This is a genomic window from Intestinibacter sp., assembly GCF_034113885.1.
In the GTDB taxonomy this organism is placed as follows: Bacteria; Bacillota; Clostridia; order Peptostreptococcales; family Peptostreptococcaceae; genus Intestinibacter.
Window position 1 is genome coordinate 1 of sequence record NZ_JAXEWM010000177.1, and the last position, 11956, is coordinate 11956.

An 11956-nucleotide genomic window follows, 5' to 3' on the forward strand; every position below is an offset into this window, starting at 1 on the left:
TTTATATTTTTCTTGCTCTTTATATATTTAGCAAATTCAACTACCTCATTTATTCTCATAAGAGGTTCGCCGTATCCACAAAATACAACTTCTTCATAATCATCTAAATCGAATTTTTCTAATTCTTGCTTTAATTCCTCCATTGTAGGCTCGTGATCTAGCCAAAGACTGTCGCTACCACCTACACTGTCTGTAATATTTCTGATACAAAATACACATTTACAGCAGCAAAGATTTGTTATATTTACATATAAGCTATTTCTTATTGGATATAATAATGTCATACCTTTCTCCTTATTTAGCATATTTCTAATAAATTTTTACTTTATTTATTGCTTTGCTTCTTTAGATCCAGCTTATTCCATATAGAATTTCTTAAATCCTACTTTGTCTAGAACAACACCTAGTATTATATATACTATAAAACTTCCAACAGGTTGTATTAAACCAATTCCTGTAAGCACAAATGCAGCCTTCATATTTCCAAAAATAATACCATCAGCTAGCATATAAAGTGCAGTTCCTATTACTCCGCCTAAAAAAGCAGCTATTACATTTCTAACAGTTATTATTCTATCACTTTTGCTTGAAAAAAACAAAGCTGAAAGTGGTTTTATTATTACAGTAGGTATAACCCAAATAAAAGCACCTGTTGTAAAATCTGCAAGCCCTGCACCGATTGCGCCGCAAACTAAAGCATATGGAAGTGGAAGTATTGACGCACTCAAGTATATAATCGCATCTCCTATGTGTACATATCCATTTCCAACTGGAATATGTAATATATACCCTGTAACTAGACAAGTTATCGCCGCCATTAAAGCTGCTGTTACTAAATTTTTTGTTTTAACTGATACATTTTTATTTTCTTTAATATTCTCCATTGTATTCCCTCCAAAAAAATTATATTTAGATTATAATACAATTTAGGATACAATTGTTATAATTTTACATTTTTTATATTTTGTACCAATACAATATAGTTTATTTTTCTGTTTTTAATTTCATTATATGAGTACAATTAAAATATCAAAAATAAAAACTATGAATCGTTTTTATAAAAATTTCGACTCATAGTTTTTATAATTTAAAACATCTCTATATTTAGCCAATAAAAAAATCGTTGGTTCTAATTAAGTAAGCCTTTATTTGTAAGAATTATATTTGTTTTCTTCTCTAGCTTCTTCCTTAGCTTGTCTTTCCATACTTCTTCTATATTGCTCTTCTCTATATTCTTCCATTAATTCTTGACCTTTTTCTCCTACATTTTCCATCATGCCCATAGCTTCGTCTTTTAAATCCATCGCCGTATCTTTTACGCTATCTCCTACTTTTTGCATGCCTTCTTTTATATCTTCTTTCATGTTTTTCATATGCTTTTTAAAACTAGTCATATCATTACCTCCTTATAATACTATTATTATTTTTCCAAAAATAATCTAAAATATTTATAAAGAGAAATAAAATTTTATAAAGCTTTGATATACAAAATTAAGCGTCCTTTTTAAGAGTATATCCTATTCCTTTTACCGTTTTTATATACGGTAAAACGATTTTTTTTCTTATATTTTTAATATGCGCATCGACTATTCTAGTGTCGCCGAAGTAATCATATCCCCAGATATTATCTAATAATTTTTCTCTAGTTACAACTTGAGGGTAGTTTTCAATAAGCGCCTTCAAAATTTTAAATTCCTTGAGCGTCAAATCTATAACCTCATCTTCAATTTCTACAGAATACGTCTTTAAATTTAATTTTATTTTTTCAAATGTTATATAAGACTCCCTTTTATCTATTTTAGCTCGTCTAAGAACTGCCTGAATTCTCCTAATTAATAAATTAAAAGAAAATGGTTTTATTATATAATCATCGCACAACAAATCAAATGCCTTTATTTGATCTTTTTCGCTACTGAGTTCAGTTACAAATATAATAGGAATATCTGATTCCTTTCTAATCATTTTACAAACAGAAAATCCATCTAAATTAGGTATATTAATATCCAAAAGAACTAAATCATAGTAATTTTCTTTATACATTTGAATCGCTTCTAAACCATCCTCTGCACAGTCTACTTTATAACCATTTGAGGTCAAAAATTCTTTTAATAATTGCTGACTTTTATAATCATCTTCTACTGTTAATATATTCACTTCCATCATTTAACCTCCTAAATCGTAAAAAGATCTGTGTAATACAATACTTACTTTTATAACCTTTAGGATTATTATATCATAATATGTTTTCTATTTTTTGAATATTTTGTTTTATTTTATTGTATTTTTATTTTAATTTATTATATTTAAAAAGCCCCCAAATTTTGGGGACTCCTAAATATATTTGTGTTCAATTAATTGTATGGTTTAAACTTTCTCAGTCTCAATGCATTTGATACTACTGATACAGAACTTAAGCTCATAGCAGCAGCTGCTATCATAGGATTTAGAAGAGGGCCTCCAAATATGTATAGAACTCCTGCTGCCACTGGTATTCCTATTGTATTATATCCAAATGCCCAGAATAAGTTTTGTTTTATATTTCTTATTGTATCCTTGCTAAGCTTGATTGCTGTTGGAACATCCATTAAATCGTTTTTCATTAAAACTATATCAGCTGATTCTATTGCTACATCTGTTCCACTTCCTATCGCCATACCTATGTCTGCTGCTGCAAGTGCTGGTGCATCGTTTATTCCATCTCCGACCATCGCTACAAAGTTGCCTTCTGCCTGTAGTTTTTTAACCTCGTTTGATTTATCTTCTGGAAGTACTTCAGCTAGGACTATATCTATTCCGACTTGTTTTGCTATTGCATCTGCAGTGTTTTTGTTGTCGCCTGTTACCATAGCTACCTTTATACCTAGACTGTGTAAAAGATCTATCGCTTTTTTACTGCTTTCCTTTACGACATCTGCTACTGCGATTATTCCAGCTAGTTCATTATCTATTGATATAAACATAGGTGTTTTTCCTTGTTTAGATAATTCTTCGTATTTATTTTCTACTATATCTAAAGATATGTTTAAACTTTCCATCATTTTTATGTTTCCAAGATTTACTTCTTTATTGTCGATAACTGCTTTTATACCTTTACCTGTAACTGAAGTAAATTTTTCTACATTTATTAAATCTATTTTATTTTCTTCTGCGTATTTAACTATAGCTTCACCAAGTGGATGCTCTGAGCCTTTTTCTGCTGAAGCTGATAGCTTTAATATATAGTCTTCTTGGTAATTGCCAAATGTTATTATATCTGTAACTTTCGGTTTTCCTTCTGTTATTGTACCTGTTTTATCAAATATAACTGTGTTTACTTTATGCGCAAGCTCTAGGGCAACACTGCTCTTTATAAGTATACCATTTTCGGCACCCTTACCTGTACCTACCATGATAGCTGTAGGTGTTGCAAGACCTAGTGCACAAGGGCAAGCTATTACTAATACTGATATGAATATTGTAAGCACGAAAGTCGTATTTTGTTTACCCACAAATGCCCATAAAAGCGCTGCAATTATTGCAATAGTTATGACTGAAGGTACAAAATACCCTGCTACGGTATCGGCAAGCTTGGCGATTGGAGCTTTTGTCCCCTGTGCGTCTTCTACAAGCTTTATTATTTGAGCTAATGCAGTGTCCTTTCCTACTTTTGTAGCTTCAAATCTAATAAGACCGTTTTTGTTTATGCTTGCACCTGTTACACCGTCACCGATAGTCTTTTCAACTGGCATACTTTCTCCTGTAAGCATTGATTCGTCTATTGATGTATGCCCAAATACGATTTTACCATCTACAGGTATTTTTTCGCCTGGTTTTACGACTACTATATCGCCGACTAAAACCTCGTCTATTGAAACCTCTACTTCTTTGTCGTCTACTAAAATTATAGCTGTCTTTGGTTGTAGTCCCATTAGCTTTTTGATGGCTTCAGAGGTTTTACCCTTTGATCTAGATTCTAAAAACTTACCAAGAAGTATTAAAGCTATTATTATACCGGCACTTTCAAAGTAAAGTTGATGGTGGTGAGACATATGCTCAGCCATTGAAGCACCGGAATTATTTATTAGATTTATAGTAGTGTATAAACTGTATATAAACGCTGAAGATGTACCTATTGCAACTAGAGTATCCATATTAGGACTTCCATTGAAAAGTGACTTAAACCCGTTTATATAGAATTTATATCCAACTAACATTATAGGAACTACGAGTACAATTTGTATAAGCGCGTAGTTTATTATATGAGTATCTGGGCTTATAATGTCTGGAAGTGGCCAAGGTCCGATTGGACTTGGAACCATAGGCCCCATAGCTATGTAAAATAAAGGTATCGCAAAGCAAATTGCAGTTATGAATTTTTTAAATAGAGTGTTTTTTTCTCTTTCTTTTCTCTGTTGATCTTCATCTACTGTCTCTTTGTTTTCCTCTGTTATAGGCTCATATCCTGCCTTTTCTATTGCCTTTGTGATTTGAGATAATCTGACCTTAGATGGATCGTAGGAAATTGTAGCCTTTTCTGTAGCTATATTTACACTGGATTCCTTGACTCCATCTAGCTTTTTAGTTACTCTCTCTACGGCCTTTGAGCAAGCTGCACAAGTCATTCCGTGAACTGTAAGCTCGATTTTCTTTATATTTTCTTCTTTTACAAGCTTGTAGCCTGCTTTTTCTATTGCTTTTGATAAAATTTCGTAATTTACTTTGTCTGTTTCGTATTCTACAGTTAATTTTTCTGTGGCTATATTTACATTTTGATTTACTACACCGTCGATTTTTCTGACTGCTCTTTCAGCTGCTTTGGCACAGGCTGCACACATCATACCTTCGACTTTGTAGGTTTCTTTGATTATGCTGTCCATAAGATTTCCTCCTCTTTAATTTATCAATTTATTTATATTAGAAAATATCTTATTTTTAAAAATACCCCCTATAGGTATATTAAAACATATTTTTTTTAATTTCAATATTTTCTTGTATATTTTTGAAATAAATTAAAAAAAATTGGATTTTATTATTCTAAATTATTTTTATTTATGTATAAATTTCTATAAGATATCTTAAAATGTACAATTCCAAATAAAATCATTATAGCTAAAGCTATATAATTATTCATCCATATAGATGCAAAAATAAAATACATAACTGGAAACACAGCTAGAGGTATCGGTACAAATAACTACTGCATATGCTATTTTACTTATTTGCTCTATAGATTCTAAAATTTTATTTTGATTAGAAGCTTCTTCCTCAATATTTTTAGGTGGAAGTAAAAAATACACTATGTTAATAAGCATCGGCAATAAAAAAATCACTAACCCATATACTGAAAATTTAAATTCCATAAAATCGCCCCCTATAATTTATCTAAGAAGTCTATAGCCCATTTTACTTTGACTTCTTCTTGCTTGATACCTAAATCTATAACTTCAACTAAATACTTATGGTTATTATGTACATCTATATATTTTTTTGTTTGATCTTTATACGTTTTTAATAAATTAATTTTTTCTTCTCCAAATATTATGTCCTCTTTTAGATTATTTATAATTTCTATTTTATTGTCATCTGTGGCTAAAAAATATTTGAGTATTTTTTCACTTCTAATAGAATCTTCTTCACAATCCTCTTTCATCCATTGATTAAATTATCTCAACCCCTATTCTGTAATAGAGTACTTAAAATTATTTCTCTTTGTAGTATTTTTTTCATCTTCGTATTTTACATATCTAGTTCTTTTTTTCATTTTTCTTCCTTTCTATTTGCTTGTGAAATCTAGCGCTAATATATCTAATAGATATATTATTTAAATCTTAAACTATATAATTCTACTAAATATAAAAAGCTAGAGACATATATTAATAAAACCTCTAGCTCTACATTTATCCACACTAATCTAATTTTACATAATCCTCATTCAAAGTAATCCATCCATCTCTATATCGCACATAGCCCCACTGACCATTATCTGAAATCTTAGTCACCCTATATCTTATACCTGCTCTTGGAACTGTATAAACTATATCTGAATTTTCATCCGGCAATTTTCTAATATTCACCTTGCCTAAAGTTTTAATATAAAATGGAAGCGTATCATTTATATAGCCATTTTTAAAACCATTTAATCCCGCATTTTTTATTATTGTAGGATAATCTTTATAGCAGTAATTTTGGTCAGCTACATCACTTCCTATTCCAGGGATTTTTTTATCTGTCAGGAAGTTTACCTCACCTCCAAATTGCCACATCGCTATTTTATATGTTGTGTAAGTTGGATGAACTGCATATTGTGCTATCCAGTGATCGTAGTTTTTTAATTTATTGTCGTTTAATTTATCTCTCAATATATATTTTCCAGAATATATTCCTACATAATACCCAGCAGCCTTTATTTCCTCTAAGCAAGTTACAACAGCCTTTGTCAGAGTGTATTTATCTGCTGAATTTAAATTTGTCGTATCTTCCACATCGAGCCATATTGGATATTCGAACTGCTTACCTTTTATCGCATTTGTTATAAAACTGGCTTCATCTTTTGCTGTAGTTCTGCTGTTACATCTCGAGTAAAAATACCCACCAACAGGTATGCCGACTTCCCTTGCTCCTTTATAAAATTCTTCAAAATAAGGATCTACATAAAGGTTATTTCTATTTCTCGTGCTCGCAAATCCAATTCTAAGAATTGCAAATTTAACACCAGCCGCCTTTACCTTTTCCCAATCGATTGGATGATTGTACTTACTCACATCTATGCCCCATATTTTTATCGCCATTTTATCACCTTCCTAATTAATATATCTTATAGAAAAGCCTGCTAAAAAGTTACATTTTATTTACTAAAAAATAGCTTATATATGAATATTTTTAATAAATTTATGCAAAATATTACTGAGGTGATTACAATGATTAATTTAACTACTAAAGAGAGACTTTTACTAGAAGACGCGAAGAGCCATGAGACTCTATGTGTCGCAAAATACAAAGAGCACGCTGAAAAGGCAAATTGTCAAGAATTAAAATCTCTATTTAATTCCCTAGCTCAAAAGGAACAGCAGCATCTAGACACAATAAACCAAATTTTAAACGGAACTATCCCTGCTATGAACCAAGCTCAAGGACAACAAAACACAAATGCTCAATCTCAATTTGACCTAAGCAGCTTGCAAAGTTCAGCTCCGATTAATTACGACGAATCAGATAAATTACTGTGCCAAGATGCTCTATCTACAGAAAAGTACGTCTCATCTACATACGACACTGCTATTTTTGAATTTAAAGATAAAAATATAAGACAGATTTTAAACCATATCCAAAAGGAAGAACAGGAACACGGCGAAAAGATCTACAACTATATGAGTCAACACGGTATGTACAGTTAATGACAAAAATATAGCCCCTAACGAATACAAATTATTCGTTAAGGGCTATTTTACTATCTCAACTCCTCGTACTTGCTAATTCCATATTCATTCATAACACGACCTCTCCTTCCTTGAAAAACTGCTATAAAGTTTTTTCAATAAAATCGAGTTCGCAGTCCCACCTCTAAAAATAAGCCCTTTTCTTACCATGGAACCAACTATAAATAACTTATAGTTTAAAGCTTATTTTATATAAATTATACCAAAATATTTATATTTTATCATTAGTATTTCGTTGTATACTATAGTAAATAGAACATATTATACATAAAAAGGAGATGTTATCATGTCAAATGCAGTAGTAAATGTTACTAGGGGAAATATAGTTGAATCTAAGCATAATGTTTCAATAGCAGTTGTCAACGGCTCAGGAAAAGTTATAGCCTCTGCTGGAGATGAAAATTTCATAACTTATATGAGATCCTCTGCAAAACCGCTTCAAGCATTAAATGTCATCTTATCTAAAGCTTATGAAAAATACAACTTCACTGATGAGCAGCTCGCTATAATGTGTGCATCTCATTACGGCGAAGAAATGCATAGAAAAGTAATTTCTGAAATACTTGAAAAAATAGGATGCTCAAAGAGCGATTTATTATGTGGAAGTCCTCTATCTATAAGTGAAGATTATATGAAGGAACAGTTATTACAGCACCACAAAATAGACCAATTAAATTCAGACTGTTCAGGAAAACACAGTGGATTTTTGTCAGTATGTAAAACAAAGGAATATCCTATAGACACATATAATCAACCTGACCACCCAATGCAAAAGGAAGTTTTACAAGTTATTTCTAGTATGTGCGATATTAAACCGGAAAACATATTTATAGGTATAGATGGGTGCGGAGTTCCAGTACACGGTATGCCTATCAAAAATATGTCTATAGGCTATGCTAAACTTGCAACACCAGATAAACTAGACGATAGCTATAAATTCGCATGTAATAAAATATTCGATGCAATGAATGCTCATCCAGAGATGATAGCTGGTACAAATGGATTTTGTACAGAGCTAATGAAAAATACAAACGGTCGTTTATGCGGAAAACTCGGTGCAGAGGGTATTTACTGTATCGGTATAAAAGATAAAGATATGGGTATAACTGTTAAGGTAGAAGATGGTAATTTTAGAGCCTTGTATCCAGCAGTTATGAGTACGCTTATTCAGTTAAATCTTTTGAGCGAGTCTGAAATAAAAAGCTTAGATAGATTTGTAAACCCTGTGATTTATTCTAATACAAAGCTTCCGATTGGAAATATAATTGCTGATTTTAAATTGGATTTTAAATAAATACATACTAAATATAATAAGAAAATCTTCATCCTAAAGATCCATAATGTAGATTTTCTTGAAACACATGTACGGAAATTATATTTATCCACAATTTAAAAATGAATATAATTTCCTATGTGTTATAAAAAAATTGGAGATGATAATTTGAGATATGTAATAGTAAGTGTAGTAAAGGGACCTGCTGGCAACTTCAACAACAACCTCAGAAAAGAGGTCTTCAGAGAATTAGGAGCAAAATCATCTAAATTGCCAGCTCATTTTACAATAAAGGCGCCATTTGAAGCCGATGATATTTCTGATTTAGATAGTGTACTAAAAGATTTTTCATCGAAAAACAAGAGCGAAAAGTACAAAATAAAGGGATACGACCACTTTGACAATCGTGTAGTATATATGAAGGTAAATATGAGCAAGGAAGGAAAAGCTCTACATGATAGATTAATAGATGAAATTGCCAAAATACCTTATATAAATTTTAAAAAAGGCGAAGGAAAAAACAAGGTATTTCACGTTACTATTTCATCTAAGAAAATCCAAAAGATATTTGACGAATTATGGGACTATGTAAGAGTAATTCCATGCGATTTTGAATGCGACTTCGACAATATAACTGTATTTAAATGGGAGAATAATACTTGGGCTTTACACAGAGAATATTTATTAAATCGATAATATTAAAATATTTTTTTACATTTTGTAATATTTTTATGAGATTGAAATTTTATACATCTTGTATACTATATTCCATTATGATATAATAGCTTAGTTATGAAAAAGTCTTCAGTCGAAGATTATTAAGTTCAGGGAATTTTTTGAAATACATTTGTGAAAATTATATTTAATGGCGTTTTTAAAAATATAATTTTCTATATTATATAAATTAAGAAAAGGAGATTTTTATATGTCAACTAAACATAAAATAATAAATATCGCAGTAATTGCCCATGTCGATGCCGGAAAATCAACTTTAGTTGATGCATTCTTAGCTCAAAGTGGTGTATTTAGAGCAAATGAAGTAGTAAAAGAATGTGTAATGGACAGCAACGACCTTGAAGCCGAAAGAGGTATAACAATATATTCTAAAAACTGTTCTATCAACTACAAGGACTACAAAATAAATATAGTCGATACACCAGGACATAGTGACTTCTCATCAGAAGTAGAACGTGTTATAAAGACTGTTGATACAGTTATACTACTTGTAGATGCTTCAGAAGGACCAATGCCTCAAACAAGATTCGTTTTACAAAAATCATTAGAATTAGGTCTTAGACCAATACTATTTATAAACAAAATAGACAAAAAAGATCAAAGAGCTGAAGAAGTTGTAGATGAAGTATTCGATTTATTCGTAGACTTAAATGCTACTGACGAACAATGCGACTTCCCTATAATCTACGGTGTAGCTAAACAAGGTATAGCTAAACGTGAAATGGATGACGACAGCACTGACTTAGCTCCATTATTTGAAACTATAGTAAACCATGTTGAAGCTTATCCTGATTACGATGATAAACACCTTCAACTTCAAATATCAGCACTTGCTTACGATGATTATGTAGGTAGACTTGGAATAGGTAGAGTTTACAAAGGTACTGTAAAAAACGGAGAACAAGTAGCTGTATGTAAAGCAGGCCAAGTTGTATCTAGAGGTAGAATATCTAAATTATCAGTATACGAAGGACTTAAACAAGTAGAAGTAGACGAAGCTGGAAGCGGTGAAATAGTAGTTGTAGCAGGTATACCTGATATATCTATAGGTGAAACTATATGTGAAATATCAAATCCACTTCCAATGGAAATGATACACATAGAAGAACCTACACTATCTATGAACTTCTTAGTTAACGATTCACCATTTGCAGGTAAGAGCGGTAAATTCGTAACTACTAGACACTTAAAGGATAGACTAGAAAAAGAGCTTGAAGTTAACGTAGGACTTAAGGTTGAACCACTTGACACTACTGACGGATACAAGGTAAGCGGCCGTGGTGAGCTTCACCTATCAATATTACTTGAAAACATGAGACGTGAAGGATATGAAGTAGGTGTATCTAAACCAGAAGTTTTAATGCATAGATTAGAAGATGGTAGAGTTCAAGAACCAATCGAAAAGGTTATAATAAACTGCCCTGAAGTTTACTCAGGAACTGTAATCAACAAAATGAACCTTAGAAAAGGTATGATGGAAGCAATGTCTATAGAAGGAGATTATGTAAAAATCGAATTCTCTGCTCCAACTCGTGGACTTTTAGGATATAGATCTGAATTTATAAACGATACTCGTGGTGAAGGAAACATGGTAAGATCTTTTGCAAGATACGAAGACCACAAGGGTGAAATACCTACAAGAAGTAATGGTGTCTTAATAGCTCAAGGACCTGGTACTACTATGGCTTATGGTCTTAACGCTTTAAGTGAAAGAGCCCAAATGTTTGTAGACCCAGGTGTTGAAGTTTATGAAGGTATGATAATCGGAATGAACTCAAGAAGTGAAGATATGGTAGTTAACCCATGTAAGAACAAAAAACTTACTAATGTTCGTGCTTCTGGTACTGACGATGCTATCAAATTAAACCCAGCAAAAGTATTCACTCTTGAAGAAGCTCTAGAGTTTATAGATGACGATGAATTAGTTGAAATCACTCCAGATGCTATAAGACTTAGAAAGAAATACTTAGATGCTCACGAAAGATTACAATACAACAAACAAAGACAAAGAGAAGCGATGAAATAGATAAAATCATAGGAGAATCAAAATTAGTTTTGGTTCTCCTTTTTTATTTATATAAATTAAAAATAAATTTCTTAAGTTTTATTGTATATATACTTAACTTAGAACCATTGTATATATGTTAAATTATTTTGTGAGATTATGTATGAAATAAATTTTGTTTGGACATAATATAACCAAGAATTTACAAGATTAGGAATTTCTATTATGAGTTACCTAAACTAGAAAGAGGTGTATTATGTTTCGACAAGAACATTCAAATATGTTTAGTTCTAAAAAAGTTAAATCAATGGTAAATAATTTAAATATAGATGAAATGAATTCTTTTATAGCGTTAGCTCAAGCAAAATTAAAAAATTTATATAATTTAGGTTTTTATGATGAAACAGATGGAAAAAACAAGATTTTAGAAGGTAGATTTAAAAAGGGTCTTAAATGCCCCAAATGTGGACATACAGAGGTAAATAAAAATGGAAAAACATATGGCCGTCAAAGATATATTTGCAAAAA

13 protein-coding genes are annotated in these 11956 nt (G+C 31.2%); 5 read left to right on the plus strand and 8 right to left on the minus strand.

Annotated elements, in window-relative coordinates; translation table 11 throughout:
- From SPD90_RS11085 to SPD90_RS11120, 8 genes are all read right to left on the minus strand, one after another.
- The coding region (locus SPD90_RS11085; protein ID WP_320925269.1) for a radical SAM protein at positions 1–284 on the minus strand (284 nt) is incomplete at its 3' end.
- Between the two features lie 72 nt (positions 285–356).
- Entirely contained in the window at positions 357–884 is a 528-nt protein-coding gene (locus SPD90_RS11090; protein WP_320624485.1) for a TIGR04002 family protein, read from the minus strand.
- 261 nt (positions 885–1145) lie between these two features.
- Complete coding sequence (locus SPD90_RS11095) at positions 1146–1394, minus strand: hypothetical protein (protein WP_320624486.1); 249 nt, start codon at positions 1392–1394, stop codon at positions 1146–1148.
- Between the two features lie 97 nt (positions 1395–1491).
- Positions 1492–2160 carry a response regulator transcription factor gene (locus tag SPD90_RS11100; RefSeq protein ID WP_320624487.1) on the minus strand — a complete coding sequence of 223 codons (669 nt, stop codon included), beginning with the start codon at positions 2158–2160 and terminating at the stop codon, positions 1492–1494.
- Positions 2161–2351: 191 nt separating this feature from the next.
- Complete coding sequence (locus SPD90_RS11105; protein ID WP_320925270.1) at positions 2352–4856, minus strand: heavy metal translocating P-type ATPase; 2505 nt, start codon at positions 4854–4856, stop codon at positions 2352–2354.
- Between the two features lie 246 nt (positions 4857–5102).
- Positions 5103–5339, minus strand: coding sequence for a hypothetical protein (locus tag SPD90_RS11110; RefSeq protein WP_320624489.1), 237 nt, complete (start codon positions 5337–5339; stop codon positions 5103–5105).
- 11 nt (positions 5340–5350) lie between these two features.
- Entirely contained in the window at positions 5351–5629 is a 279-nt protein-coding gene (locus SPD90_RS11115; protein WP_320925271.1) for a hypothetical protein, read from the minus strand.
- A gap of 256 nt (positions 5630–5885) precedes the next feature.
- Positions 5886–6767, minus strand: a complete 882-nt coding sequence (locus SPD90_RS11120) for a glycoside hydrolase family 25 protein (RefSeq protein WP_320925272.1) — start codon at positions 6765–6767, stop codon at positions 5886–5888.
- A 129-nt stretch (positions 6768–6896) separates the two neighbouring features.
- On the opposite strand from SPD90_RS11120, the gene SPD90_RS11125 reads away from it, so the two are divergent.
- The 5 genes from SPD90_RS11125 to SPD90_RS11145 all read left to right on the plus strand — a co-directional run.
- Positions 6897–7373 (plus strand): spore coat protein, encoded by a 477-nt coding sequence (locus SPD90_RS11125; RefSeq protein ID WP_320624523.1) that lies wholly within the window; start codon positions 6897–6899, stop codon positions 7371–7373.
- A 328-nt stretch (positions 7374–7701) separates the two neighbouring features.
- On the plus strand, positions 7702–8709 hold the full coding sequence (locus SPD90_RS11130) for an asparaginase (RefSeq protein ID WP_320925273.1): 1008 nt from the start codon (positions 7702–7704) through the stop codon (positions 8707–8709).
- Between the two features lie 147 nt (positions 8710–8856).
- Entirely contained in the window at positions 8857–9384 is a 528-nt protein-coding gene (locus SPD90_RS11135) for a 2'-5' RNA ligase family protein (RefSeq protein ID WP_320925274.1), read from the plus strand.
- Positions 9385–9613: 229 nt separating this feature from the next.
- On the plus strand, positions 9614–11449 hold the full coding sequence (gene typA / locus SPD90_RS11140) for a translational GTPase TypA (protein WP_320626597.1): 1836 nt from the start codon (positions 9614–9616) through the stop codon (positions 11447–11449).
- A 235-nt stretch (positions 11450–11684) separates the two neighbouring features.
- Positions 11685–11956: transposase (locus SPD90_RS11145; protein ID WP_442909072.1), on the plus strand; the 272-nt coding region annotated here is incomplete at its 3' end.

What these genes read in the sequence shown, in the direction of transcription:
- SPD90_RS11125 (WP_320624523.1), top strand. Translation starts at nt 6,897, where the DNA reads ATGATTAATTTAACTACTAAAGAGAGACTTTTACTAGAAGACGCGAAG.
- SPD90_RS11115 (WP_320925271.1), bottom strand. Translation starts at nt 5,629, where the DNA reads ATGAAAGAGGATTGTGAAGAAGATTCTATTAGAAGTGAAAAAATACTC.
- SPD90_RS11095 (WP_320624486.1), bottom strand. Translation starts at nt 1,394, where the DNA reads ATGACTAGTTTTAAAAAGCATATGAAAAACATGAAAGAAGATATAAAA.
- SPD90_RS11130 (WP_320925273.1), top strand. Translation starts at nt 7,702, where the DNA reads ATGTCAAATGCAGTAGTAAATGTTACTAGGGGAAATATAGTTGAATCT.
- typA (WP_320626597.1), top strand. Translation starts at nt 9,614, where the DNA reads ATGTCAACTAAACATAAAATAATAAATATCGCAGTAATTGCCCATGTC.
- SPD90_RS11100 (WP_320624487.1), bottom strand. Translation starts at nt 2,160, where the DNA reads ATGGAAGTGAATATATTAACAGTAGAAGATGATTATAAAAGTCAGCAA.
- SPD90_RS11120 (WP_320925272.1), bottom strand. Translation starts at nt 6,767, where the DNA reads ATGGCGATAAAAATATGGGGCATAGATGTGAGTAAGTACAATCATCCA.
- SPD90_RS11110 (WP_320624489.1), bottom strand. Translation starts at nt 5,339, where the DNA reads ATGGAATTTAAATTTTCAGTATATGGGTTAGTGATTTTTTTATTGCCG.
- SPD90_RS11090 (WP_320624485.1), bottom strand. Translation starts at nt 884, where the DNA reads ATGGAGAATATTAAAGAAAATAAAAATGTATCAGTTAAAACAAAAAAT.
- SPD90_RS11105 (WP_320925270.1), bottom strand. Translation starts at nt 4,856, where the DNA reads ATGGACAGCATAATCAAAGAAACCTACAAAGTCGAAGGTATGATGTGT.